Below are 26,579 nucleotides of genomic sequence, written 5' to 3'. Positions count from 1 at the left end.
CGTCAGGCTGGCGCCAACGCCTGGTTCAGCACCGTTCGGATGCGCTTCTCGGAGACAGAGTAGGCCGTGCCCAACTCGACGGCGAAGAGACTTACACGCAACTCCTCGATCATCCAGCGCACCCGGGTTAATTCCGTACCTGCCCTGCGTCCGGGGAGCAACGCGGAGACGGCGTCGTCGTAGTCATCCTCCAGCGCCTGGACGATCGCCATATTCAGTCCGTCGCGCTGAACGTTGCCAGGAAGCTTCTCCAGCCGCTTCTCAATCGCCTGCAGGTACCGCGGAAGCTGGCTCAGCTGTGCGTAGCCCGTCTGTGCCACAAAGCCCGGAAAGACCAGCTGTTCCAGCTGACTTTTCATGTCATTGAGGGCGCTGATGAGCGGCAGGCTCGCACTGGACTTCAGCTGCTTTTGGATCCGGCGGGTGCTCGCCAGGATGCGTTCGACGACGGCCGTTACCGTAAATACGGTATCGATCAGCTCAGCGCGGACTACTTCATACAACGCATCGAAGGCTTCCTGGTCCCAGGGCAGGGCCTCTGGCGTCAGTTTGTCGATGGCAGCGAGGGCGCAGTCAGCGATCAGGGCACTGACGGAGCCGTGCGGATTTTGGCTGAAGGTCAGCTTCTCGGTATTGCTGAGGTGCTCCAACACGTACCGGTCCGGGGCAGGGATCCGAAGGGCCAGAAGCCGGATCACCCCGCCACGCATTGCCGCTTCCTGTTCCTGGCGGGTTTGGAAGACGCGGAGGGCTACAGAGATACCCTCATCCACGATCGCCGGGAAGCCGGTGACAGCGTGGCCCTTCACCGTTCGGGTTACCTGGCGTTGCACGGTTCCGAAGTCCCATTCGGTGATACCAGTGCGTTCGGCCACCGCTCCTTGGGCAGGCTGGGCGCCGGCACGCACATCAGGACTGCTGCTGGTCCCGGCCGCGGAACCGGCGGTCTTGCCGTTTGAGGCGCCCGGCGCTCCGGCTCTTGTGCCAGCCTTGCCGGGGGCCGTCGTCGCTGGTGTAGCACCGAGCGATTCGGCGATTGCCCGACGTGTGGCCGGGGCCAGTTTTTCCTGTAGTTGTGCGAGGTCCTTGCCTTCGTCGAGGACCTTGCCCTTGCTGTCCACCACCTTAAAGCTGACGCGAAGGTGCGGAGGCACGGCTTCCCAGTTCCATGATCCCGGTGGGATGACGTGTCCGCGGAGCCGGCGAAGAACCAATTCCAAGGAGGGCTCGAGCTCGTCAGTGGCGGGATCGAAGTCTCTTTCCAACGCCTCCGTAGCCTGCCGGGCGACGTCAGGGGCAGGCACGAAGTTCTTCCGAACCTGTTTGGGGAGGGATTTGATAAGCGCTGTGATCAGTTCTACGCGTTGTCCCGGAATCTGCCAGCGGAACGGAGCGTCGTCGAGTTGGTTCAGGAACAACACCGGAACTTCGGCGGTGACACCGTCCGAAGGATTCGGAGCAGATCCAGGAGCCACGGGGTGGAACTCGTAGCTCAGTGGAAGTTCGAAGCCCTTGTGCAGCCAAGTTTTGGGGTAGGCCGAGTCATCGAGGGTCTCGGCGTCCTCGCTCATCAGCAGCGACTGATCAAAATCCAGCAGCGCTGGATCGGCTTGGCGGGCCTCCTTCCACCATTTATCAAAATGCCGTTCAGACACGACATCCTTGCCCACCCGGGCGTCATAGAACTCGAAGAGGGTCTGGTCATCAACCAGGATGTCGCGCCGGCGCATCCTGGTTTCAAGCTCCTCGATCTCCTGCAGGAGTGCGCGGTTGCGGTGGAAGAACTTGTGATGGGTCTTCCACTCGCCTTCCACCAGCGCGTGGCGGATGAAGAGTTCACGGGACAGTTCCGGATCGATGCGGCCGTAGTTGATCCGACGGTTCGGGATGATGGGCACGCCGTACAGCGTGACTTTCTCGTGGGCCATGACGGCACCTTGCCGGGAGGACCAATGGGGCTCGCTGTAGGAGCGCTTCACGAGGTCCGGGGCTACCTGTTCCACCCACAAGGGATCGAACCTTGCTGCGACCCGTGCCCACAAGCGGCTGGTTTCCACCAACTCGGCGGCCATGACGAATGCAGGCGATTTCTTGAACAGGGCAGAACCGGGGAATATTGCGAAGCGGCTGCCGCGGGCGCCGGCGTATTCGCGCTTGCGCTCATCAAGGAGGCCGATGTGGCTCAGCAACCCTGACAGCAGGCTGATGTGAATTCCCTCGTGGTTGCCTACGGGATCTGCTTCACGCTTATTGTCCAGCGTGATACCCAAGGGCTTGGCAAGTTGTCGGAGTTGGGTGAAAAGGTCCTGCCACTCCCGGACGCGGAGATAGTTGATGAATTCGTTGCGGCACAGCCGACGGAACTGCGTTGAGGACAGCTCGCGTTGCTTTTCCTGGATGTAGTTCCAGAGGTTGAGGAAGCCAGTGAAGTCCGAGTTCTCATCGCGGAACCGTGCATGCTTCTCAGAAGCGAGTTGCTGTTTGTCGGTTGGCCGTTCGCGCGGATCCTGGATCGTGAGGGCTGCGGCCAGAATCATCACTTCGCGGACACAACCGCGTTTGCCGGCTTCGACAATCATGCGGCCGAGTCTCGGGTCGACCGGCAGCTGGGCCAGCTTCTGCCCGACGGCGGTCAGACCACTGCCGCTCCGACGGTTACCGCGGGGATCCTTGGACGCAGGCGTGTTCGAAGTCGCCGGGCTGAGGGCGCCGAGTTCGCGAAGGAGGGTGACGCCGTCGTTAATGGCGCGTGAATCAGGCGGTTCCACGAACGGGAAGTTCTCAACATCCTTGGGACCGCGGGCAACGCCCATGGCCGTCATCTGCAGAATGACGGCGGCCAGGTTGGTCCTCAGGATTTCCGGGTCCGTGAACTGCGGACGGGACTCAAAGTCTTCTTCTGAGTAGAGACGGATGGCGATGCCCTCGGAAACGCGGCCACACCGTCCGGATCGCTGGTTGGCCGAGGCCTGGGATACACGTTCGATGGGAAGGCGCTGGACCTTGGTCCGGTGCGAATACCGCGAGATGCGGGCCGTGCCGGTGTCGATCACGTATTTGATGCCGGGGACAGTCAGCGAGGTTTCCGCCACGTTGGTGGCGAGGATGATGCGTCGCTTTCCACCTGGATTGAACACGCGGTGCTGCTCCTGAAGGCTCAACCTGGCAAAGAGGGGGAGTACTTCCGTACCTGCCAGGCGCCGGTTGGTCTGGATGCGGCCATTGATGGCCTCGGCAGCGTCGCGGATTTCCCGCTCGCCAGAGAAGAACACGAGGATGTCGCCCGGTGCCTCCTTGGCCAGTTCGTCTACCGCGTCACAGACCGCATCCAGCGGGTCCCGGTCCTCTTCCAGTTCGTCATCGGAACTGTCCTCGTCCGCCCCGGAAGGCTGTGACAAGGGCCGGTACCGGATCTCTACTGGGTAGGTCCGGCCGGAAACCTCGATGATGGGGGCGGGGGACTCCTCCGTGCCAAAGTGCTTGGCGAAGCGTTCAGGATCGATCGTGGCCGAGGTGATGATTACTTTCAGGTCCGGGCGCTGGGGGAGAACCCGCTTCAGATAGCCCAGGATGAAGTCGATGTTGAGGCTGCGCTCGTGGGCCTCGTCGATGATGATGGTGCTGTACTTGCGCAGGAGTTTGTCCCGTTGGATCTCTGCCAGGAGGATGCCATCGGTCATGAGCTTGATCTTGGTCGATGCACTGACCTCGCCAGTGAACCGGACCTGGAAGCCAACTTCCTGTCCGATCTCGACGTCCAACTCGGACGCTATGCGCTCTGCCACAGTCCTGGCCGCCAGCCGGCGTGGCTGTGTGTGCCCGATCAGGCCTTTGTCGGCCAGGCCCAGTTCCAAGCACATCTTAGGGATCTGGGTAGTTTTGCCCGAGCCGGTTTCGCCGGCAATGATGGTCACCTGGTTTGCGGCGATCGCCGCCATCAGATCCTCGCGGCGCTCGGATACCGGCAGCTCAGCGGGGTAGGAAATATGAAGTGTCATGGCTGCTGCCAGTCTACTGTGGCTTCGCGTCAACGTCCGCTGTCGCATTCACATGTCCGCCAGCGCGCGCGTCCTCCAGCTCATATGTCCGCAGTATCGCCGCTGTCCCCCAGATGAACTACTGCAAGCCGCGCACAGAGACGCCCGTCGTTCAGGAAATCCTGGTGAATTCCGTGAAGGACGGGCGTCGGGTGGACAAATCTTGGCTGGACGCTTCCAGTGGGCTGGCGGGAGGCTAGTAGATGCGGGGATTCCAGTACGGAGTACTTGGAGCATCAAAGGCGCTCCAGGGTTCCTTGGAGTTGATGGGTGGGTTGTGGCCGCGTCCGTCCTTCAGGAGGGCGGTAACGGTGGCTGCGACGGCGGTGATGAGGACGATGAAGAGGATGATTCCGAAGATTTCCATGCCTTCAGTCTTCTCTTGGCGGCAGCCAAGAAACAGTGGCAGAAATGCCCCATTTAGACAATTTTCTGCCACACTGGAGATATGTTGAAATCAGTAGCCGTCATAGTTGTTCCCGACTTCTCGATCTTCGAGTTCGGTACCGCTTTTGAGGTCTTCGGCATTGACAGGTCCGACCGCGGTGCAGGCGTACCTGCTTTCGACTTCAGGGTGTGCGCACCGGAGCCGGGAGACATCCGGATGAAGTCCGGGCTCTCGCTGCATGTCAACCACGGCCTTGAAGCTGCGGCCGATGCGGACCTGGTGATCATGGCGCCCTTCGGGAGGGACCAGGAGATCCCGGAGCCGGTCCTTGAAGCACTCCGGGCGGCTCATGCCCGCGGCGCCTGGGTGATGTCCATTTGCTCCGGCGCTTACGCCTTGGCGCGGGCAGGCCTGCTCGATGGGCGCCGATGCACTACCCATTGGCACTACTCGCAGGAGCTGGCGAATCGCTACCCTGCAGCAGTGGTGGATGAGAACGTCCTCTATGTACAGGACGGAACCATCATTACCAGCGCAGGAACTGCTGCCGGTATCGATGCATGCCTCCATCTTGTGCGTGTAGAGCTGGGAGCCAGCGTAGCTGCCGCGATCGCGCGTGACATGGTAGTCCCACCCCATCGCGACGGCGGCCAAGCGCAGTTCATTGACCGGCCAATGCCCCGGTGTGGTTCAGCGCCCATGGAGGAACTCCTGCGATGGATGGTTGAACACCTCGACGAAGAACACAGCGTGAACGAGTTGGCTGCGCGGCTGCACATGTCGCCCAGAACATTCGCGCGCCGCTTCAGGGCGGAAACGGGGACTACACCCGCGGCTTGGTTGAACTCCCAGCGGGTCCTGCGGGCCCAGGAACTCCTGGAGTCCACGGAGCTGAATATCGATGAGATCGCGCGGGAGGCAGGGTTCGGGCATTCCGTACTGCTGCGCCACCATTTTACGAAGGTGTTGGATACGAGTCCCCAGAGTTACCGAAGGGCCTTCCGCGGGCAGTTGGCCGAGGCGATCTAGCGGCGGGCCCCCAAGCGGCCGCGGGACTCGGAACCTTCAGCCTTGGCACACTCCACCAGTTCCTGCCAGGGCCCCGTGACTGCGCGCTCGGGTAGCGTCGCCCGCCGTTGCCCTGCCCTGATGGAGTACATGAATCGATCCGGTTCGTTCACAGTCCTGGCTTGGCTCTTCGCCTCGTCCCAGGGACATGCCTCAACGATCGGCATCCAGCGCTCTTTGTCATCGTCAGACACTGCCTCCACGCTCCAGACGCGTGTCATCGCGGCTATGCCCCCACTGCGCTGGACGGTGATTTTCATGACCGGCTACTTCTCGTTTGACGTACTGGCGGCAAGCCAACGACGGCGGGACTGCCCGGGGGCCGGACGGTCCCGCCGGCTGGTCTAAACCTTGACCTTCACAGTCTCCCACGCCTTCAGGACGGCGTCATGCTCTACTGAGCCAACGCCAAAAAGTTCTTCCGCGGTAGCCGCAGTCGTCTTGGCGAACTTGCCAAAGGTACAGGCTGACGGCAGCGACCCGCTGGTGAGTGTCCCATACCAGATCTGCCCTGGCGCACCCCATGCATTGCCGCCCAGCTCGGAGGCGACAAGGTAGAACGCCCTGTTCGGGATGCCCGAATTGATGTGCACTCCGCCGTTGTCTGCGCTGGTCCGAACATACGTGTCCATGGAGTCCGGCTGCGGGTCCTTGCCCAGGATGTCGTCGTCGTAGGCGGTGCCGGGGGCCTTCATCGAGCGCAAGGCCGCACCTTGGACCTTGTCGGTAAAAAGGCCCTCGCCGATCAGCCAGCTGGCTTGCTCGGTAGTTTCCTTCTTCAGGTATTGCTCCACCAGTACACCGAAGACATCTGACATGGACTCATTCAGGGCACCTGCCTGGTTGCGGTAATTGAGCCCTGCCGTAAATTGCGTGACCCCATGAGCCAGTTCGTGGCCGATGACGCTCACTGACTTGGTGAAACGCTGGAAAATCTCCCCGTCGCCATCCCCAAAAACCATCTGGTTACCATCCCAAAAGGCATTGTCGTACAGATTGCCGTAGTGAACGGTAGCGTCCAGGGCCAAGCCGGCCCCATCGATGGAATCCCGGCCGAAAATCTCGGCATAAAGTCGGTGCGTACTGCCCAAACCGTCATAGGCCTCATCGGCAGCGGCATCCCCAATAGGCGCAGCGCCTTCCTTGCGGACTACCCGGCCGGGCAGGTTTTCCGAGGTGTCGGCATCGTAGATGGTGCGCTTTGGCGGGCTGGGCTTTGCCGCCACGACACTGGGGGGAGTAGAGGGCGCCGGGGCGGCACGAACCGCCTGGAGGTCCTTGATGTGCAGGAGCGATTCCTTTGCGGCGCGGGCGACAGCCCAAAGCCGTGGTTCGCTCTGGGCGGCAATCCTTCGAAGCATGTAAGGCGGAACGATTGAACAAAGCACGGCAACCCCTCTGGCTCTTGGCGACTGGCAACTGTGATCAGCCTAGGAGCGGGGGCTGACAATTTTGGGGTGTTCGCCCGGCAAGCCCTGAACTGATAGTGGCGACCCGGGTTGAGGCGGCCGGAATGCGGGCTGGAATGCAAAGATACCCCGCCAGTTGGACTGGCGGGGTATCGTGTGTGCCCTCGATAGGATTCGAACCTACGGCCTTCTGCTCCGGAGGCAGACGCTCTATCCCCTGAGCTACGAGGGCATCCAGGGTTCCCTCCGTTGCCGGTGGGACGTCCTAGAGCTTAGCAGCCACCGAGCCCCAAAAGAAAACGCGGCATGATCTTTAGCGCCCTGCACCCCACGGCGCTGCTGTACCCACGCTCAGTACCCCGCAAACGAGTCAACGTGTACCCGCCGCGCACCTGCACCGCGCGCGGCGGCCCGCAGGGAATCCACGCTCGCCGGGGAACCGGAGACATAAACCTCCCGGGCGGCGATGTCCGGTACCAGTTCCTTCAGGCGCCGTGCATCGATCCTGGAGGTTCCGGCGTCGTGCATGAAATCGGGGGGAGTGGAGCCGTCCGCGAGCCGGGCGATTACCTTTGCGCCGGATGCCGCCAATTGCTCACAGGCGGCGAGTTCATCGCGCCCGTGGGCAAGGTAAAGGACCACGGTGTCACGGGCTGCAGTATCGGACGCAAGGTGGGAAAGAAAAGGCGTGATGCCAATACCTGCGGCAATCAGCAGGACCGGCCTACCGGCGTCGCGGGGGAGCACGAAGTCTCCGCCAACCGCCGTGGCGGAAATCATGTCACCAGGCCTTAGCGCCAACAACGTCTTCTTCGCGGTGGACAAGGGTTCGGCAGTTCCAACGCCGAAGGTCACTTCTGGAGCACCCGGGGGGCTGGTGATGCTGAAGACACGGCGGCGGCCCTTGCCGTCGGACCCTGAATGCGGAAGGTTCAGTTCCATGAATTGACCGGCCGCATGCCGAACGGGGCGCCGAGGCTCGAAGCGGAACTCCCTGGTCCCCGGCGTTAGGGCCCGGGATCCCTTGAATGTCAGTTGCACGCGGCCCCGCTGGCCCAGGAAGAAAGCGATGAGGTTCCCCACCAGAAGCGCGAGTTCAGGGGAATTGGCCACGAAGCCCAAGTTGTAAGGAACTGCGAAGACAACGCCCACGACGCCGGCAAGCGCCAACTGCTGCCAACGGCGTGGGGGGAGCGTGAGCGGCTCGGTAAGCATGAAGCCGACGAAGAAGAGCAAGGGGCGCTGGGCCAACGGCTGCCACAGGGCCTGGCCGAAGGTCATGCCGCGGCCCAACAATTCGACGCAGACGATACTGGTGGCCACTAGCAGGAAAACGGAAGCCATCAGCATTTTCCGTGTGCGGTACAGGACCGCCAGGACGCCAGGAACAAGGAGCCACAGCATGGCAGGCGTTGCGGCCCACCACGTGGCTATGTTCAGTCCGGTTAAGCCCGTGATAAAAGCCCCCGCAGCCGCCGGGTTGAAAATGTGGCGCCCACGGAAAGCCAAAGCATACTTCGAAGCGCTGGCCAGGACACAGGCCAGTGCAACACCCAGCATGTCAGTGGGGACGAATGTGGGCCAGAACAGGAAATAGAGGAGCAGGCCAGTAATGAGTGAAGACTCTGAATGTGGCGTGGTCCGGAAAAGCAAGGCAAGCAGGCGGTTCGATCCATAGGTAAGCCCCAGGCACAGGCACAAGTGAACCAGCATCTGTGGCAGGCCGAACGTCAGCCACCCCAAGACGTTCAGAAGCAGGCTGTAGGCCACCAGTACCCCGAGAACCCACAAAATCCAGCGGTACATCGTGAAGCGTCCCAACCAGGTGTCCAGTCGCGACTTCATGGCATTCATGTGAACAGTCTCCCTTCAAAACCAGCCGAAAATGTGGCAGTCCCATTCGAAAACACCCGCAGCCAGGAAAAATCGAATTCAACCTCAAGTGCGGCAGGTTCCACCATGAAGAGTGCCGTGGCCAGGGCATCGGCCACCATCGCGCTCGCGGCCATGGTCCAGGTGGCCACTGTGGTTTGGATAGGTTGCCCAGTGATTCCGTCCAGTACATGGTGCAGGCCGTCGCCCCACGCCCGGCGGTTGGACGCGGAGGCGCAGAGGGCGGAATTGTCCAATTCCACGGTGCCGATTGCCTGCTTGGGGTTATAAGGATGCTCCAACGCCACAGTGACGGGCAGGCTTCCGGAATGCAGCATGTCCCCGCTGCCATCCACCAGGAAGTCCAGGTAGCCAGCTGAACGGAGGACTTCACCGAGCAGATGCACGAGCTGTCCTTTTCCTGCGGCGCCAACATCCAACACCAGCGGGACCTTGCCCGAAACCGTGGTTCCCGACCATTCAAGGACGTCTTCCCACTTGGCTGCACCCTCAGGAGCGCCTGAAGGAACCAAGGTGTAGCCGGCATCATAACCAAGACGGTTCAAGCTATTGCCGATCAGGGGTGTCATGGAGCCGCCACTTATCCGGTACAGCGTCTGGTAGACGTCGCGGAGGGCCACAGAGTGCCCGGGCAATGAAATGCTGCCGGGACCGCGCTGCAGAGCGGACACCAGGGAATCCGGCCTGAACCGTGAATAGGTGTGGTCGTAATCCGCCACCGTTGCAAGCAGTTGGCGCTGCACTTCAGGCGCAAGGATCGACGACGTCGAAATCTCCCAGTGCGTACCGATCCCTTCGAAGCTAAATCGGCTCCAGCCCGGATGCGGCATGGCTGCTACTTTGCCTGGGACTTGATCTGCTCCACGGCATCGTTGAAGCCGCCGGAGGTCAAGGAGGAACCGGCCACCTTGGAAACGTTTAGTTCGTCGATGTCTTTGCCAACTATCTGTGACGCGATACCGCTGGCAAACTCGCCCTGGAACTTCTTGGTATTGGGGTTGGAGGGGTGGACGGTGATATTCACTGCCTCCACCTTGTCCCCGGCCAGCTTGAGCTCAACGCCAACCGTCTCCTGGCCGTTCGGCGATGTATATGTTCCATCGGCGCTGTACGTGCCGTCCCGGTACGTGGAGTTGCCTTTTCCAGCCGAACTGGAGGAAGAAGGACTGCCAGTAGAAGCCTGGCCGCCATTCTGGGTAGCGGGTGTCTGGGTTGACGGGGCTTCCGTTGTAGGGGCACAGGCAGCTGCGGTCCCAATAATGGAAACGCTGGCAAACCCGACGTAGAGGCTCTTGCGGAGTGGCGTAGTCATGTTCTGCTCGTTTCAACTGGACAAGATGTGATCAACATGCGGTCAGCGGATGGTTTGGGTCTCTGGATGACCCTTAAAGCCACCTCTTACGTCTTCACAACGTTGAAATCAGCGTAATGGTTCAGTCTGTGAGTGCCGCCGGCAGTTCATGCAGAGGCGCTGTGTCCAAGATATCCACATAAACGGGCCTTAATTCCTCGAGTTCGCGGCCCCCCGGTAGGCTGGATGGGTGACTCCCGAAGAACTCTCTGCTGCCATATCCACCTGCCTTAAGGACGCCGTCTCTGCCGGCGAAATCGCCTTGGCGGAATCCGCTGTCCCCGACGACGTCCGGGTGGAGCGCCCCAAGAACAGGGACCACGGAGACTGGGCCACCAATATTGCCCTGCAATTGGCTAAGCAGGCCGGTACGAATCCGCGCGAGTTCGCGGGAATCCTCAGCCACCGCCTGCAGGAAATCGCCGGCGTGACCGGAGTCCAAATCGCAGGTCCGGGCTTCCTGAACATCACCGTTGATGCTGCTACTGCAGGCGCGCTTGCCAAGGCAATCGTTGAGGCGGGTTCCACCTACGGGACCAACCAGGCGCTCGCAGGACATGTTGTGAACATGGAATTCGTTTCGGCCAACCCCACGGGGCCCCTTCATATCGGCCATACCCGGTGGGCCGCCCTGGGCGACGCGATCGCGCGTGTGCTGCGGGCGTCGGGAGCCGACGTCACCGCTGAGTACTACATCAACGACGCCGGTTCGCAGATGAACGTCTTCGCCAACTCAGTCCTTTCCCGGCTCCACGGCCGGGGCGTCCCAGAGGGCGGCTATCCTGGCGAGTACATTCGCGAACTAGGCGATGAAGTACTCAAAGCCCACCCGGATATCCGTGAACTCACGGACGAGGCTGCCCTGCCGGTCATCCGTGCTGCCGCCTACGAGGCACAGATGGCGGATATCAAAGCAACGCTGGCAGATTTCGGCGTGGAATTCGACGTCTTCTTCTCCGAGAAGGAACTGCACGACGCCGGTGCCATTGAATCTGCCGTTGCCCGGCTCCGCGAACAGGGCCACGTCTTCGACGACGGCGGCGCCGTTTGGCTGCGCACCACTGACTTCGGCGATGACAAAGACCGCGTCATGATCCGCGCGAACGGAGAACCGACGTACTTCGCCGCCGATGCCGCGTACTACCTCTCCAAGAAGGACCGCGGTTTCACCGAGAAGATCTACCTTCTTGGCGCCGACCACCACGGCTACATCAATCGCCTCAAAGCTATTGCAGCGTGCGCGGGCGACGACCCCGAAGTAAACATTGAGGTTCTCATTGGACAGTTGGTGTCCGTCAACGGCGCCAAGTTGTCCAAGCGCGCGGGCAACATCATCGAACTCAAGGACCTCATTTCCTGGTTGGGCAAGGACGCGGTGCGCTACTCCCTTGCCCGGTTCCCTGCGGACTCGCCGCTGACACTGGACCCGGAACTGCTCAAGAAGAACAGCAACGAGAACCCCGTGTTCTATGTGCAGTACGCCCATGCCCGCTCCAGGGGAACCGCGCGCAACGCCGCCGAAGCCGGGGTCGATCGCTCTGTGTTCGACGCATCGCTGCTGGACCACGCCACGGAGAACGAGCTTCTCTCCTATTTGGGCAGCTACCCCTCCATCGTGGCCAAAGCAGCCGAGCTCCGCGAACCGCACCGCGTAGCCCGCCATCTTGAGGTCATCGCCGGTGCCTACCACCGCTGGTACGACGCCTGCCGTGTCTCCCCGCAGGGTGAGGATCCGGTGTTGGACGTGAACCGGACCCGGCTGTGGCTGAACGACGCCACCAGCCAGGTGCTGGCCAACGGACTCGGACTGCTGGGCGTTTCCGCGCCGGAACGGATGTAAGGCCATGACCACAAACACCGCACCAAATTCACCCCAGGCCTCTCCGCTTGCCCCTGAATGGCTGGCCGTCCCGGAGGACCTTAACGTCCTTCAGGCACCGATGTGGGCAGCCGGTGTGGAGAAGAACGACGTCGGTGAGGTCACTATTGACGGGATTTCAGTCAGCGACCTCAAGGAACAGTTCGGCACGCCTTTGTTCGTGATGAGCGAATCTGACTTCCGATCCCGTGCCCGTGCCTTCAAGGACGCTTTCGACGACGCCTTTGCCGACATCTGTGGGGGAGTGGACGTCTACTACGCGGGCAAGTCCTTCCTGTGCACGGCAGTGGCACAGTGGGTAGCTGAGGAAGGCCTGCGCCTGGACACCTGTTCCGGAGGCGAACTGGCTGTTGCCGCCCGCGCCGGAATCCCGGGGGCCAACCTGGGCCTGCACGGCAACAACAAGTCCGATGCCGAGATCAACCGGGCACTGGACATGAAGGTCGGCAGGATCGTGGTGGATAGCCTCGACGAATTGGAACGAGTCGCCAAGATTGCTTCCAGTCGCGGCGAAATTGCCAAGGTCATGCTGCGCCTGACACCGGGTGTGCACGCCCACACCCACGAATTCATCGCCACAGCGCACGAGGACCAGAAGTTTGGCCTCTCCATGGCTGAGGACTCCACCGAGGAAGCAGGCCTGTCCGCCGCTGAGGAAGCCGTTGCCGCCGCGACGTCGTACCCGAGCGTGGAACTCCTGGGGTTGCACTGCCACATCGGTTCCCAGATCTTCGAGGCGGACGGATTCGCGCTGGCTGCCGAAAAGCTCCTCGGCTTTCAGGCAGCGATGCAGGCCAAATACTCCGTCATCCTGCCGGAATTGGACCTCGGGGGCGGCTACGGTATCGCCTATACGCCAGTGGACACGCCCCGCCCTGCAGCGGAAATCGCGCAGGCGATGGCCGCCGTCGTGCGTTCAAAGTGCGCGGAACTCGGCATCGAAGCGCCCCGCGTTTCCATCGAACCCGGACGCGCGATCGTCGGGAGCACCACGTTCACCTTGTATGAGGTAGGCACGCTTAAAACTGTTCGCGTGGACGTTCCGGGCACGGAAAAAGGTCTAGAGAACGTTACGTATCCGCGTCGGTATGTGTCGGTGGACGGTGGAATGAGCGACAACGCCCGTCCGGTGCTTTACGACGCGGATTATTCGGCGATTTTGGCTTCCCGTGACTCCGATGCAGCTCCGCAACTGTCCCGAGTAGTGGGCAAACATTGCGAGAGCGGCGACATAGTTGTTAGAGATGTATATCTGCCCGCGGATGTGGCAGCCGGTGATTTGCTCGCAGTACCGGGTACCGGCGCCTATTGCTGGGCCCTCTCCAGCAACTACAACTACCTGGCCCGGCCTGGCGTTGTCGCTGTCCGCGACGGAGCCGCCAGGCTCATTGTCCGCGGGGAAACCGAAGAAGATCTCTTGAACCGCGACATGGGAGTGGCGAATGTCTGAAGTGCGAACCCTGAAGGTGGCCCTGCTGGGCTGTGGCAATGTAGGGGCCCAGGTCGCGCGCATTCTTATTGACGACGCCGAGGCACTGGCCGCCCGCAGTGGCGCGCGCCTCGAGCTGTCCGGTATTGCCGTGCGCAACCTCGACTCGCCGCGCGACGTCGAACTGCCGCGTGAACTCTTTACCACAGACGCCGAGACCCTCGTCAAGGACGCAGACCTCGTCATCGAGCTCATGGGCGGCATTGAACCCGCACGTACGCTCATCGTTACCGCCATCCAGAATGGCGCCTGCGTCGTCACCGGCAACAAGGCACTGCTCGCGCAGGACGGCCCCACTCTCTACGAAGAGGCGGACAAGGCCGGCGTTCAGCTGTCCTACGAAGCTGCCGTTGCCGGTGCTATTCCCATCCTGCGCCCGATCCGCGACAGCCTCTCCGGCGATCGCATTACGCGGGTTCTCGGGATCGTGAACGGGACCACCAACTTCATCCTTGACCAGATGGACACCACTGGTGCCCAGTTTGCGGACGCCCTTGCCGAAGCACAGCGCCTCGGTTACGCCGAAGCTGACCCCACCGCCGACGTCGAGGGCCATGACGCAGCTGCCAAGGCCGCCATCCTGGCATCGTTGTCCTTCCATACAAGGTTCTCCTTGGACGACGTCTACTGCGAAGGGATCACCAAGGTCAGCGCTGCGGACATCGCTTCGGCCAAGGAAGCCGGCTTCGTCATTAAGCTTTTGGCCATCGCCGAGAAAATCGAAGCCTCAGAGAACGGCAGCGGAATCTCGGTGCGCGTGCACCCCACGCTCCTGCCACGCGAACACCCGTTGGCAGCCGTCCGTGGCGCGTTCAACGCCGTCTTCATCGAAGCCGAAAACGCTGGTGAGCTGATGTTCTATGGCCAGGGTGCAGGCGGGACTCCCACTGCCTCTGCTGTGTTGGGTGACCTCGTCTCCGCTGCCAGGCGCCTGGTCCTTGGCGGTCCCGGCCGCACGGAAACAACTACCGGGCATGTTCCGGCACTGCCTATTGATGCCTCCAACACCAGCTACTACATCGGCCTGGACGTAGCAGACCAAGCAGGTGTGTTGGCTCGCATCGCCCACATTTTTGCGGAGAACGGCGTATCCATCGAGATCATGCGTCAAACGATCCACCGCGACTCTGCCTCGAACGTTGAGTCGGCTGAGCTGAAAATCGTGACGCACCGTGCATCCGAAGCTGCACTCGCAGCAACCGTCGAGGCCGTCAAGGGCCTGGACGTTATCAATTCTGTGACATCCGTACTGCGGGTAGAAGGGGTCTAAGTGGCTCACCAATGGCGCGGAGTAATCCGCGAATACGCTGATCGTTTGCCTGTAACGGAAGCCACCAAGGTCATCACCCTCGGCGAGGGCGGCACCCCGCTCGTCCACGCACAGAAGCTTTCCGAGCTGACCGGCTCGCAGGTGTACCTGAAGGTCGAGGGCATGAACCCCACGGGTTCCTTCAAGGACCGTGGCATGACCATGGCCATTACGGCAGCCGTCGAAGCCGGCGCCAAAGCTGTTGTGTGTGCGTCCACCGGCAACACCTCGGCCTCGGCCGCGGCATACGCAACGGCCGCAGGCCTCAAATGCGCTGTGCTCGTCCCCGAAGGCAAGATCTCCATGGGCAAGCTCAGTCAGGCGATCGCGCACGGCGCCACGCTGCTGCAGGTGGACGGCAACTTCGACAACTGCCTGGACATTGCCCGCAAGCTGGGCGAGTCATACCCGGTCTTCCTGGTGAACTCGGTCAACCCTGCCCGTATCCAGGGCCAGAAGACCGGTGCCTTCGAAGTTGTGGATTCCCTGGGCGATGCCCCGGACATCCACGTTCTCCCTGTTGGTAACGCCGGCAACATCACTGCCTACTGGAAGGGATACAAGGAGTACGCCGCTCCCTTCGAGACCGCCAACGGCACACTGCCGGCCGTCTCCACCAAGACGCCCATCATGTGGGGTTTCCAGGCTGCGGGTGCAGCGCCGTTCGTTGCAGGGCACCCGATCACTGAACCGGACACCATTGCCACTGCCATCCGCATCGGCAACCCGGCATCATGGGACACAGCCGTCGCTGCCCGCGACGAATCCGGTGGGCTGATTGAAGCCGTCACTGATGAGGAAATCCTGGACGCCCACCGTTGGCTCTCGTCCAAGGAAGGCGTCTTCGTCGAGCCCGGCTCTGCTGCTGGCGTGGCAGGCCTGATCAAGAAGCACGCTGCTGGTGAGGTTCCGTCCGGCAAGACCATCGTCATCACCGTTACCGGCCACGGACTGAAAGACCCGCAGTGGGCCCTCCGCACGGAGGACGGTAGCGATGTCCAGCCGGTCAAGGTTTCCAATGACGTCGTTACCGTTGCCGCGGAACTGGGACTGGAAGAAAAGTAAGAGTGGAACAAACGCAGCCCACCGCGACCGATCGTCAACTCGTCGCGGCAGGCCAGCGGCTGACCGTCAAGGTCCCCGGTACGAGCGCCAACCTGGGTCCCGGCTACGACAGCCTCGGCTTGGCCCTATCCATTTATGACACCTTGACGGTGGAAACGCTCACCACCGGAGAGCTCGAATTCGAGCTCTCCGGTGAGGGCGCCGATACCCTTCCGCGCGACTCCAGCCACTTGGTGGTGCGTGCGATCGACCTTGCCCTGGAACGTTTGGGTTTCCGGCACTCCGGCCTAAGGATCACGGCCGACAACGTTAATCCGCATGGACGGGGGCTAGGCTCCTCAGCCTCCGCAGTTGTCGCAGCCGTCACTGCAGCTAATTCCTTGGTTCCCAAAGAGGCGCAGCAGGATCTCGACTGGATCCTGCAGCTGACCAGCGAAATGGAAGGCCACCCGGACAACGTCGCCCCCGCCATTTTCGGCGGGCTGGCGCTGTCATGGCAGGACAGCGAGCAGTACAGCAGTACGCGTGCTGAAGTAGCCCAATCCGTCGTTCCTGTGGTGGCGGTTCCAGACTATGAACTCTCCACCGAAACTGCCCGCGGACTCTTGCCCGCGTCTGTGGGTCACCATGCTGCTGCGATGAACTCCGGACGTGCAGCGTTGCTGATCCACGCGCTGACCACGCAGCCGGAGTTTTTGCTGCCCGGTACCGAAGACTACCTGCACCAGAGCTACCGGGCCGAAGCGATGCGGCCCAGCGCGGACCTTATTGCGGCCCTACGGACGGCCGGTCACGCTGCCGTGGTTTCCGGTGCCGGTCCTACTGTCATGGTCCTCGCCAACGGACCCGGCGAAGCAGCAACTGTTGCCGAATTCATCGAGGCGTTTACTGCCGCCAACACACCCAACGTCGGTTGGCGTGTGATGACGCTGGCTGTGGACGTTGAAGGTGCTAGAGTGGAAGTGCACCGGCGGTAAAGCCGCGGGCAGTTCCCTGATTTTGGATCTTGGCGGTTTCGCTGTTCCTTTCGTCAACTGCGCCAACGTCTGGCGGTGCCGTCTCCTTCCGGCCTGTCTCAGGTGCCGCAGAACTCTCTCTGTTCCCTGAAAATTCAGTCGGCTGTCCGGGCAACTGGGTTCAGTGAAGACGATCAGTATCCGGCCCTGTTGGCCACAATCCATCAGGCACGGCCGAAATCACCGGCTGCAGATCTGAACTGCAGCCCAGAACAAATCATCGCGTCCAGCTCTCGCTCTGGACGCCGTCGAGGGGGAAGGATCCTTCGTGACAGAAACCACTGAGCTGGCTTCAGCTGTGGACACAACAACTTCTGCTGCTGAGTCGTCAACAGCAGCAACCACCAAGAGCAGCGGCCTTGCAGGCCTTAAGCTCGCCCAGCTCCAGGCTCTTGCCAGCCAGCTGGGGATCTCCGGTGGGTCCCGTATGCGTAAGGGGGACTTGGTTACAGCCATTTCCGCCCATCGTGCCGGGACTTCTACCGCCAAGGCCCCGGCCAAGGCATCGACGAAGGCTGCCACCGCGCCGAAGGCAGCGCCTGCTGCCGAGGTCAAGGTTGCGGAGAAGAGCGCTCCTGCCACTGAAGAAAGCACCGAAGCGCCGGCCCAGGAAGCCCCTCGTGGACGTGGACGTGGCCGTAGCCGCCGCGCCACCAGCGATGGTGTTGTGGCCGCCGCAGAGGCCGCTGCACCTGCCGAAGCACCCGCTGCGCCGGTTGCAGAGCCCGAGGCAGCGCTGGAAGGCAGCGAAGCCGCCACCGAGCGTCGCCAGCCCCGCACCCGTAACCGTCGTCGCAGCGAGACTGCTGCAACTCCGGACGAAAGCGTAGAAGCACCGGCCGCCGAGCAGCGTGAACAGCGCGCCGAGCGGACTGAGCAGCGTGAGCAGCGCGGCGAACGGACCGAGCAGCGTGAGCAGCGCGGCGAGCGGACTGAGCAGCGTGAGCAGCGCGGCGAACGCACTGAACAGCGTGCCGAGCGTACCGAACAGCGTGAACAGCGCGGCGAACGCACTGAACAGCGTACTGAACAGCGCGATCAGGCCGAGTCCGGCGATCAGACGCGTGAACGTCGTGACTCACGCGGCCGCCGCGAGGACAACAACGACCTCGAAGATACGGGCAATCGCCGCAACCGCAGGAACCGCCGTGATCGCAACGATCAGAACGAGCGCAGCGACCGTCGTGGCGGTCAGGACAGCCGGGACGGCAACACCCGCAGCGACCGCTTCCGCGACCGCAATGAACGCCGCCGTGGCCGTGCGCAGGGGCCGGATGTTGACGACATCGAGGTTACCGAAGATGACGTCCTGCTCCCCGTAGCGGGCATCCTGGACGTCCTGGAGAACTACGCATTCATCCGGACTTCCGGCTACCTCCCCGGTGCGAACGACGTCTACGTTTCGCTGGCACAGGTCAAGAAGTACAACCTCCGCAAGGGAGACGCCGTCGTTGGCGCCATCCGTGCACCACGCGAAGGTGAAGACCGCAATCAGCAGTCTTCGCGCCAGAAGTTCAACGCCCTTGTTCGTGTGACTTCAGTCAACGGCAAGACTCCTGAAGAGCTGAAGGACCGCGTCGAGTTCGCCAAACTCGTGCCGCTGTACCCGTCTGAGCGCCTGCGCCTGGAAACCGACCCCAAGAAGATCGGTCCGCGTGTCATCGACCTCGTGGCTCCGATCGGCAAGGGCCAGCGTGGCCTGATCGTCTCCCCGCCCAAGGCCGGAAAGACGCTCATTCTGCAGTCCATTGCGAACGCGATCACCACCAACAATCCTGAGGTCCACCTCATGATGGTGTTGGTTGACGAACGTCCCGAAGAAGTCACGGACATGCAGCGCACCGTCAAGGGTGAGGTCATCGCCTCCACCTTCGACCGTCCCGCAGACGACCACACCACGGTTGCCGAGCTCTCTATCGAACGCGCCAAGCGCCTCGTTGAAATGGGCATGGACGTGGTGGTCCTCCTGGACTCCATGACCCGCCTGGGCCGCGCCTACAACCTGGCAGCACCGGCCTCCGGCCGCATCCTGTCCGGTGGTGTGGACTCCGCAGCGCTCTACCCGCCGAAGCGCTTCTTCGGTGCTGCCCGCAACATCGAAAACGGCGGCTCGCTCACCATCCTGGCAACGGCCCTCGTCGAGACCGGCTCCAAGATGGACGAGGTTATCTTCGAGGAGTTCAAAGGCACCGGCAACATGGAGCTCCGCCTGTCCCGCCAGCTGGCAGACAAGCGAATCTTCCCGGCCGTGGACGTCAACGCGTCCGGCACACGTCGCGAAGAGAACCTGCTCTCGCCGGAAGAAGTCAAGATCATGTGGAAGCTGCGCCGGGTCCTTTCAGGCCTTGAGCAGCAGCAGAGCCTTGAGCTGTTGACGAACAAGATCCGGGAGACGCAAAGCAACGTCGAGTTCCTCATGCAGGTTCAGAAGACGACGCTTGGAGCGAAGTCGGATAACGATAAATAGCTGCTTTACTGAGCCGCTGATTCTGCTGCCCCCGCCCCTACGCGTGGCGGCCAAGTCCTTTCGGACTTGACCACCACGCTCCGGCAGGCCCGAAGCCACTCCCGGGGCAGCAGAATCAGCGGCTCGTTCCGTTTTCGGCTCGCCTTCGCGGGCTGGCAAAATTACCCGACGGCGGTCGTGTCACCTTCCGCTGTTTGCGCCACTAAACTTGTGCGCAGCGTTGAAAGGTCGTTTGAAAATGTTTGAGTCCGTACAGGGATTGCTTGATGAGCATGCTGCTATCCAGGCGCAGTTGAGTGATCCTGCTGTTTATGCCGATCAGTCTGCTGCCCGGAAATTGGGGCGGCGTTCTGCCCAGCTCCAGGGCATTGTGGAGGCGTACAACAAGTGGCGCGCACTCAATGACGACCTCGAAGCCGCCAAGGAAATGGCTGCCGAGGATCCCGATTTCGCCGCAGAGGTAGAGGTGCTGCAGGAGCAGATTCCTGCTGCCCAGGAGAAGTTGCGCCGTCTGCTGATTCCCCGTGATCCTGACGATGCCCGCAATGTCATCCTTGAGGTCAAGGGTGGCGAAGGCGGCGACGAAGCTGCGTTGTTCGCCGGTGACCTTCTGCGTATGTACATGCGGTACGCCGAGTCCCGGGGCTGGAAGACCGAGATGATTTCGGCCACGGAGTCTGACTTGGGTGGGTACAAGGACGTATCCGTGGCCATCAAGGGCAACTCGAACGACCCCGCAGAGGGCGTCTTTGCGCGGTTGAAGTTCGAAGGCGGCGTACACCGGGTACAGCGCGTTCCGGTGACAGAGTCGCAGGGCCGTATCCACACATCCGCGGCCGGCGTCCTGGTGCTTCCCGAAGTGGATGAACCCGAAGAACTTGAAATCAACCAGAACGACCTCAAGATCGACGTCTACCGTTCCTCCGGTCCCGGTGGCCAGTCCGTGAACACCACCGACTCCGCCGTTCGCATCACCCACTTGCCTACGGGCATCGTAGTGGCCATGCAGAACGAAAAGTCGCAGCTGCAGAACCGCGAAGCCGGTATGCGCGTGCTTCGTGCCCGGCTCCTGGCCCACCAGCAGGAACAGATCGACGCCGCCAACTCCGAACAGCGCAAGTCGCAGATCCGTACGATGGACCGCTCGGAGCGCATCCGCACCTACAACTTCCCGGAAAACCGCATTGCGGACCACCGCACCGGGTATAAGGCGTACAACCTCGACGCCGTCATGAATGGTGATCTGGAACCCGTCATCCAGTCGGCAATTGAAGCGGACGAGCAGTCGCGCCTGGACGCTCTGGGCGAATAGCAAGGCCCGGGAAGCCTGCCGATTTCCAGCTATCGGGTACAGAATTCGGGGTACAGATATGACGATTTTCCCAGGCCAGAGCCTCGCGGACGCCGTTCGCGAGGCCACCGCGGTTTTATCCGACGCCGGAGTCCCTACCCCGCGCGTCGATGCCGAACTTCTTGCGGAGCACCTGTTGGGCGTGGGGCTGGGCCGGTTGCGGGCGATGCTCCTTGGTGATTCGCCCGCCCCTGAAGGCTACGCCGAACTGGTGGCTGAGCGTGCCGGGCGCGTACCGCTTCAGCACATCACCGGCGTCGCGTATTTCCGCCATCTTGAACTGCGGGTGGGGCCCGGAGTATTCATTCCCAGGCCCGAGACGGAATCCGTTGTCCAGCTTGTCATCGACCACGTGGCCGGCATGTCCCACCCCAAGATCGTGGACCTCGGAACCGGTTCCGGGGCCATTGCCGGTTCAATCGCCCACGAGGTTCCCGGAGCTGAAGTCCATGCCGTGGAGTTCAGCACTTTCGCCCATGCCTGGGCGAGCAGGAACCTTGAACCGCTGGGCGTCTCGCTGATCCAGGGTGATCTTAGGGATGCCTTGCCCGAACACAACGGCTCCTTTGACGTTGTGGTGTCCAATCCTCCGTACATCCCCGCAGAGGCAATCCCGAACGAGCCGGAAGTTGCGCTGCATGATCCGCCCGAAGCACTGTACGGCGGGGGAGCGGATGGCATGGAACTCCCGACGGCGGCAGCAGCCACTGCGGGCCGTCTCCTGAAACCTGGCGGCTACTTCGTGATGGAACACGCAGAAGTCCAGGCGGACTGGATCAGCGGCATGCTGCGTCGAGCAGGACGTTGGCAGGACATCACCACGCACTTTGACCTCAACGGCAAGGAACGGGCCACGAGCGCTGTGCTGGCAAACAAGGCTCCTGATGAGTGAAAGAATAGCGCTGTGACCACAACCTACAATTGCACTTCCGATGACCAGCGGGCTGAAGGACTTCGACACGCGCAGCGTGCCATCAGCGAAAAGAAGTGCATCGTGCTGCCGACGGACACCGTGTACGGGATTGCAGCTGACGCGTTTTCCCCCTTGGCCGTGACAATGTTGTTGGCTTCCAAGGGACGTAGCCGGCAAATGCCCCCACCGGTCCTGATTCCGCGCATCAACGCCCTGGACGGACTCGCGAGCGATGTATCTTCCGACGCCAGGGCCTTGGCACAGGCGTTCTGGCCCGGTGGCTTGACGCTCATCCTCCACGCCCAGCCGTCTTTGGATTGGGACCTGGGTGATACCAAGGGCACTGTGGCCCTGCGGATGCCTGACGACGAACTCGCACTGGAGCTTCTGGGCCTTACCGGGCCGTTGGCTGTGTCATCGGCCAACCGCACGGGCCAGGAAGCAGCGCAGACCGCGTCCGAGGCGCGGCTCCAGCTGGCAGATTCCGTGGAGGTTTACCTTGAAGGCGGCTTCCGGCCTGTGAAGGGTACTGCTGCACTGCCTTCTACCATCGTGGATGCAACCTCCGAACCCTTCCGGGTGGTTCGTCAGGGGGCCATCTCGCTGGAACGCTTGCGTGAAATTGTTCCTTCCGTCCTTGGCGTTGGCGAGACTGCACCTTCCGTTGCTCCGGCAGCAGAAACCGAAGCAGCAGCACAGGAAAACCCTGTCTCCGAAGTGGCCGCGGCGCAAGACGCACCCATCGAAGTAACGGAAGCACCCGCCGTCGAGGACCCGGCGCCTGCTGTACCAGCATCGGCACCCGACGCCCCACGTGAAGCCAAACCCGAATGATTCCGGACCGCCAGCGCGTCCCCGTCCTAGACGTCGACGCGACTCCGCTGCGCGTCAATGAACTGATCGATGCCCTGGACGGACTCATCTCCACCGGAACCACCCGTACTGTGCTCGGCCACAATCTTCACAGCATTACGCTGTTCCACTCGTGTGCAGATTTCCGTTCACTTTACGATCAAAGCTCGATCGTCCTCCTTGACGGCGCTCCTGTAGCCATGCTTTGGGGATTGGCCCACAAACGGCAACTGAAGCCCCTGGGACAAGGCCCCATGGCCTACCGGCTTGGATCCATGGACTGGATCCCGGCTCTTGGAGGAGTGAAGGGGCTGGAACGGGTGGCCGTGATCGGTGCCGGACGGGCTGCAAATACGCAAGCGGTGGCCCGGCTGCGCACGATTATTCCGGATGCAACGGTAGATGGTATGCCCGGCGAAGGATGGGACGAGGCTTTGGAAATGGCTGTCGTGGAGTGGTTGGACCGCTTCCGTCCTCAGCTGGTGCTGCTGGGCCTTGGCATGCCGCTCCAGGAGACGGTCCTGCATCGACGACTCACCCAGTTTCCACCCGCCGTGTATTGTGCCGTTGGCGGTGCCATTGAACAGGTGGCCGGCGTCCAGAAGCTTGCGCCGCGTTGGCTCGGGCGCCTTGGGCTCGAATGGGCGTGGCGCCTGGTTCTCCATCCCGGCCGTGTTGCCTACAGAGTTTTTGTTGAACCGTGGAAGCTGGCGGGCCTGCTGGTTCGGCGCCACTTCCAGCCATCCCAGACCAAAGGCAAGTAAATGACGTCCAAACCCGTTGTGGTCGCCGTTGTGGTGACCTTTAACCGGCGTGAACTCCTTGAGACCACCCTGGCCGGCATTACCGCCGGGACCGAGGTGCCGGACGCCGTCGTCGTCGTGGACAATGCGTCCACAGACGAAACTGCGGAATTCCTCAGGACCTATCGGGGCGCTGTTCCCACGGACGTTGTGACGCTCAATGCCAACGTGGGCGGCGCCGGGGGATTCGTTGTGGGTATGGAGCGTGCAGTCCTGGACCACGGTGCCGACCACGTCTGGATCATGGACGACGACACCGAACCGCAGCCTGGGGCACTTCGTGAGGCGCTGGATGTGTCCGAGGCTTATGAACAGGAGACCGGGGAAGCTCCTGCGTTCATCGCCAGCCGGGTAGTGTGGACGGATGGGCGCGACCACCCCATGAATCGCATGCGTCCACGTATCGGTGCCAGTGAGGCGGCGCGCAGCACCGCTGCCAGGATCGGGGCGGTTCAGATCCGCAGCGCATCCTTCGTCTCTGTCCTGATTCGCGCTGAGGAGATCCGGCGTCACGGACTGCCCATAGCCGACTACTTCATCTGGAACGATGACCTCGAATACACGGCAAGGGTTTCGCGCCGGGGAACTGCCCTGGCTACCAGTGCGTCGGTAGCCAATCATCACACGAAAGTGTTTGGAGATGCAGGGGCGGACCCCGGCCCTCGTTTCTACTACGAAGTTCGTAACAAGCTCTGGGTTTACACCAGATCCAACGCCTTGGCCCCTTGGGAGAAGGTCCTCTTTACCGGAGCTTCGCTGCGTAATTGGGCCAAGACCATTGCTGCGTCGTCAAACCGCAAAATCCTGCTGGCGGGCTTGTTCAAGGGCCTGCGCCACAGTTTGAAGGCGCCCCGGTCCAACGCCGAAGTGCTCAAGGGGATCTACGCCCTGCGAAACGTCCAGGAGCCTGCCAAGTAGAAGGCAGCCGCTTGGCTGCAGCACATCAGCTGTACCTTTGCGGCTGCGTCACGCCGGTGGTCACGACCGTTGGCATTAGTATCGTGACTAGAGTCCACAGAAATCCCAGCATCATTTGGCACAGCCGGTGCAGGCATGGCGACGGAGTAGTTCCATTTATCGACAGACAGAAATCCACACCTTGACCTGCCCGGAACTACACGGCTTTTCAGCGATGCACCGGCTGCATCCCTTGGTCCGTGTAGCTGATTCCGGCATTGCGCTGCTTTCAGGAGCCGCGTCATGATTATGTACCTGCTGATGGCGCTCACCGCTGCATTGGTGTCCTATGCCGGAACATGGGGAGCCCGCGTACTCGGGAACAAATTACGGCTTTACCGTCCCATCCGCAGCAGGGACATGCACTCCGCACTCATCTCAAAACTGGGCGGGCTTGGCATCTTTGCAGGCTTTTTTGTTGCACTTGTCGTGGCAAGCAACTCGTTCTTCGTCAAGGACATTTTCAGGCATAACGATGCTCCGTGGGGCATATTGGCCGGTGCAGTAGTGATCGTCGCAGTGGGAGTCGCGGACGACATCCTGGACATCCGCTGGTGGATCAAGCTCCTGGGACAGGCAGCAGCGGCTTTCATCGTCGCCATTTGGGGCGTGAGGATGTCTGTGGTTCCGTTCATCCCCGAACCGATCCTGATTGACTCCGAACTCGTCCAGATTGTCCTGACAGCAGGGCTGATTGTTACCACCATGAACGCCGTCAATTTCATTGATGGGCTGGATGGACTGGCTGCAGGTGTAGCCACCATCGGAGGCGGCGCGTTCTTCCTCACGGCGTACTGGGTGCACCGGAACAACCCATCCACGGACAATTCAGACCTTGCGACACTCCTGATGGCGATCCTGGTGGGTGGCTGCATCGGATTCCTGCCGCATAACTGGTTTCCAGCCAAGATCTTCATGGGGGACTCCGGTGCCATGCTCATCGGTCTCCTCATGGCTTCAGCCGGCGTAGTGGCCACGGGGCAAATCGGGTCTGGGCTCTACGACCGCGCCAACGGCATTCCGACGATCATTCCGATCCTCCTGCCCTTCGCCGTCCTCTCCCTTCCGCTCCTGGATTTCGGGATGGCTGTGGTTCGCAGGACCGCCCGGGGACAGTCTCCTTGGTCCGCAGACCGTGGGCACCTCCACCACAAGCTGGTGGACCTCGGCTACTCGCACCGCACCGCCGTCGTCATGCTTTATGTCTGGACGTGCATCCTGGCGTTCGGCGGTGTGGCGTTCGCGGTGTTCCCTTGGCAGATTGTGTTGATCGTGGTGGTCGTAGCTGCTCTCGTCATGGCCGCCGTTACGGCATGGCCGTACTTCACGCGGAACACGGCGGGGCCGGGGGAGCGCTCATGACTTTCGGTTATGGTCACAGTTCTATCTCATGTAGAATTCTTTCTGCGGACAGTCACTCGCCCGTAACCCCACTTTGAGAATATGGCACCCGTGCCACGAGGATTGGTATCCCCATGACATCCAACGCCGATTCCGGACGCCCGTCCGGTAAACGTGTTGTTGGAGTTTCCGGGGAGACATCCAACCTGTGGCTCCGCTTGCTGCTCTTGAGCTCCGCAGCTGCCTTGGCCGGATTGATCGTGACGAGTATCGTCGCAGCGTTCCTGAATGGTGGCCTAGGCGCGCTTTCAGCAGCATTCGGTGCCGCGCTGGTCATGCTCTTCTTTGCGATCAGCCTTCTGATCGGTCATTTTGTTGGCCGCAATAATCCTTCCGGCGCTGTCGGCCTGTTCGTAGCGACGTACTTCGTAAAAGTCGTCGGATTTGCAGTGGTCCTCTTTGTTATCGGTACTCCCGCCTGGTTGCACGGCCGATGGTTCATCATCGGCGCAGTTGTGGCCGTCGTCCTTTGGCAGGCTGCGGAGATTTACGGTTTCAGCAAAGCCCGCCTGCAGATCTACAACGATCCTGCGGATGAGAAGGGCGGTACGGATGTCTCTGCGTAAGCGTAATTCCCAGCTGTCGAGCCACACTCCATCCCAAGGTGCCGCCAACGATTCTGCCGACGCCGGAAACGACGGTGGATACAACGCCGGCATCGCCGTCTTCAGCTACATCGTTGGCGGGATCATTGTCTGGAGTTTGATAGGCTGGGGTTTGGATAATCTGTGGGGGACCCGCTGGATTGTGCTCCTTGGCGCTCTGCTGGGAGCCGCAGGAGGGTTCTATCTTTCCCATATGCACGGCCTCACCAGGCAAAGCTCTTCTTCTGGCGAGAGCAACGCAGACAGCGGTCCGTCCACGGACGGGGACAGTAATGCCAAATAATTTCACACGGAATATGGATGCGTCGAGCGCGTCCGGCTTCCAA

Annotated in this window: 22 protein-coding genes and 1 tRNA gene; 15 read left to right on the top strand and 8 right to left on the bottom strand. The window is 61.6% G+C overall.

Annotated elements, in window-relative coordinates; translation table 11 throughout:
* Positions 1–2: 2 nt before the first annotated feature.
* Complete coding sequence (gene hrpA / locus LDN90_RS16530; RefSeq protein ID WP_223946386.1) at positions 3–3,998, bottom strand: ATP-dependent RNA helicase HrpA; 3,996 nt, start codon at positions 3,996–3,998, stop codon at positions 3–5.
* A 235-nt stretch (positions 3,999–4,233) separates the two neighbouring features.
* Positions 4,234–4,404 carry a hypothetical protein gene (locus tag LDN90_RS16525; protein ID WP_223946385.1) on the bottom strand — a complete coding sequence of 57 codons (171 nt, stop codon included), beginning with the start codon at positions 4,402–4,404 and terminating at the stop codon, positions 4,234–4,236.
* 81 nt (positions 4,405–4,485) lie between these two features.
* On the opposite strand from LDN90_RS16525, the gene LDN90_RS16520 reads away from it, so the two are divergent.
* Positions 4,486–5,454 carry a helix-turn-helix domain-containing protein gene (locus tag LDN90_RS16520; RefSeq protein WP_223946384.1) on the top strand — a complete coding sequence of 323 codons (969 nt, stop codon included), beginning with the start codon at positions 4,486–4,488 and terminating at the stop codon, positions 5,452–5,454.
* Here the strand turns inward: LDN90_RS16520 and LDN90_RS16515 are convergent.
* The 6 genes from LDN90_RS16515 to LDN90_RS16490 form a co-directional block, all read right to left on the bottom strand.
* Positions 5,451–5,753, bottom strand: a complete 303-nt coding sequence (locus tag LDN90_RS16515; RefSeq protein WP_223946383.1) for a protealysin inhibitor emfourin — start codon at positions 5,751–5,753, stop codon at positions 5,451–5,453. The two genes, LDN90_RS16520 and LDN90_RS16515, sit on opposite strands and share 4 nt — an antisense overlap.
* Before the next feature lie 84 nt (positions 5,754–5,837).
* Positions 5,838–6,854, bottom strand: coding sequence for a M4 family metallopeptidase (locus LDN90_RS16510; RefSeq protein WP_223949312.1), 1,017 nt, complete (start codon positions 6,852–6,854; stop codon positions 5,838–5,840).
* 207 nt (positions 6,855–7,061) lie between these two features.
* A tRNA-Arg gene (locus LDN90_RS16505) sits at positions 7,062–7,134 on the bottom strand.
* Between the two features lie 119 nt (positions 7,135–7,253).
* The gene (locus LDN90_RS16500; protein WP_223946382.1) at positions 7,254–8,756 is read right to left on the bottom strand and encodes an oxidoreductase; all 1,503 of its coding nucleotides are present in this window, start codon (positions 8,754–8,756) and stop codon (positions 7,254–7,256) included.
* Positions 8,753–9,625: an FAD:protein FMN transferase gene (locus LDN90_RS16495; RefSeq protein ID WP_223946381.1), complete on the bottom strand. Its 873-nt coding sequence runs from the start codon at positions 9,623–9,625 to the stop codon at positions 8,753–8,755. Before LDN90_RS16495 ends, LDN90_RS16500 begins: the two co-directional genes overlap by 4 nt.
* A 5-nt stretch (positions 9,626–9,630) precedes the next feature.
* Complete coding sequence (locus tag LDN90_RS16490) at positions 9,631–10,107, bottom strand: hypothetical protein (protein WP_223946380.1); 477 nt, start codon at positions 10,105–10,107, stop codon at positions 9,631–9,633.
* Between the two features lie 229 nt (positions 10,108–10,336).
* On the opposite strand from LDN90_RS16490, the gene argS reads away from it, so the two are divergent.
* The 14 genes from argS (at position 10,337) to LDN90_RS16420 (ending at position 26,536) form a co-directional block, all read left to right on the top strand.
* Complete coding sequence (gene argS / locus LDN90_RS16485; RefSeq protein ID WP_223946379.1) at positions 10,337–11,986, top strand: arginine--tRNA ligase; 1,650 nt, start codon at positions 10,337–10,339, stop codon at positions 11,984–11,986.
* A 4-nt stretch (positions 11,987–11,990) separates the two neighbouring features.
* Positions 11,991–13,475, top strand: a complete 1,485-nt coding sequence (gene lysA, locus LDN90_RS16480; RefSeq protein ID WP_223946378.1) for a diaminopimelate decarboxylase — start codon at positions 11,991–11,993, stop codon at positions 13,473–13,475.
* Positions 13,468–14,784 carry a homoserine dehydrogenase gene (locus tag LDN90_RS16475; protein WP_216923968.1) on the top strand — a complete coding sequence of 439 codons (1,317 nt, stop codon included), beginning with the start codon at positions 13,468–13,470 and terminating at the stop codon, positions 14,782–14,784. Before lysA ends, LDN90_RS16475 begins: the two co-directional genes overlap by 8 nt.
* Complete coding sequence (gene thrC / locus LDN90_RS16470) at positions 14,785–15,888, top strand: threonine synthase (protein ID WP_223946377.1); 1,104 nt, start codon at positions 14,785–14,787, stop codon at positions 15,886–15,888.
* A gap of 2 nt (positions 15,889–15,890) precedes the next feature.
* Positions 15,891–16,865: a homoserine kinase gene (thrB, locus tag LDN90_RS16465; RefSeq protein WP_216923966.1), complete on the top strand. Its 975-nt coding sequence runs from the start codon at positions 15,891–15,893 to the stop codon at positions 16,863–16,865.
* A gap of 307 nt (positions 16,866–17,172) precedes the next feature.
* Entirely contained in the window at positions 17,173–19,371 is a 2,199-nt protein-coding gene (gene rho / locus LDN90_RS16460; RefSeq protein WP_223946376.1) for a transcription termination factor Rho, read from the top strand.
* Positions 19,372–19,609: 238 nt separating this feature from the next.
* Complete coding sequence (gene prfA, locus LDN90_RS16455) at positions 19,610–20,683, top strand: peptide chain release factor 1 (protein ID WP_216923964.1); 1,074 nt, start codon at positions 19,610–19,612, stop codon at positions 20,681–20,683.
* Between the two features lie 58 nt (positions 20,684–20,741).
* Positions 20,742–21,614, top strand: coding sequence for a peptide chain release factor N(5)-glutamine methyltransferase (prmC, locus tag LDN90_RS16450; RefSeq protein WP_216923963.1), 873 nt, complete (start codon positions 20,742–20,744; stop codon positions 21,612–21,614).
* 12 nt (positions 21,615–21,626) lie between these two features.
* The gene (locus LDN90_RS16445; protein WP_216923962.1) at positions 21,627–22,469 is read left to right on the top strand and encodes an L-threonylcarbamoyladenylate synthase; all 843 of its coding nucleotides are present in this window, start codon (positions 21,627–21,629) and stop codon (positions 22,467–22,469) included.
* On the top strand, positions 22,466–23,251 hold the full coding sequence (locus tag LDN90_RS16440; RefSeq protein WP_216923961.1) for a WecB/TagA/CpsF family glycosyltransferase: 786 nt from the start codon (positions 22,466–22,468) through the stop codon (positions 23,249–23,251). The genes LDN90_RS16445 and LDN90_RS16440 overlap by 4 nt, the downstream gene beginning before the upstream one ends.
* Positions 23,252–24,208 (top strand): glycosyltransferase, encoded by a 957-nt coding sequence (locus LDN90_RS16435; protein ID WP_223946375.1) that lies wholly within the window; start codon positions 23,252–23,254, stop codon positions 24,206–24,208.
* A gap of 282 nt (positions 24,209–24,490) precedes the next feature.
* A complete protein-coding gene (locus LDN90_RS16430; RefSeq protein WP_216923959.1) occupies positions 24,491–25,609 on the top strand; it encodes an MraY family glycosyltransferase in 1,119 nt (372 codons plus the stop codon).
* A 113-nt stretch (positions 25,610–25,722) separates the two neighbouring features.
* Entirely contained in the window at positions 25,723–26,214 is a 492-nt protein-coding gene (locus LDN90_RS16425) for a hypothetical protein (RefSeq protein WP_216923958.1), read from the top strand.
* The gene (locus LDN90_RS16420; RefSeq protein WP_216923957.1) at positions 26,201–26,536 is read left to right on the top strand and encodes a hypothetical protein; all 336 of its coding nucleotides are present in this window, start codon (positions 26,201–26,203) and stop codon (positions 26,534–26,536) included. The genes LDN90_RS16425 and LDN90_RS16420 overlap by 14 nt, the downstream gene beginning before the upstream one ends.
* Positions 26,537–26,579: the final 43 nt, after the last annotated feature.

The organism is Arthrobacter sp. NtRootA1 (genome assembly GCF_019976975.1).
Classification (GTDB): Bacteria; Actinomycetota; Actinomycetes; order Actinomycetales; family Micrococcaceae; genus Arthrobacter; species Arthrobacter aromaticivorans.
The sequence above is the reverse complement of the archived record's forward strand: the minus strand, read 5'-3'. Positions and strand labels throughout refer to the sequence as shown.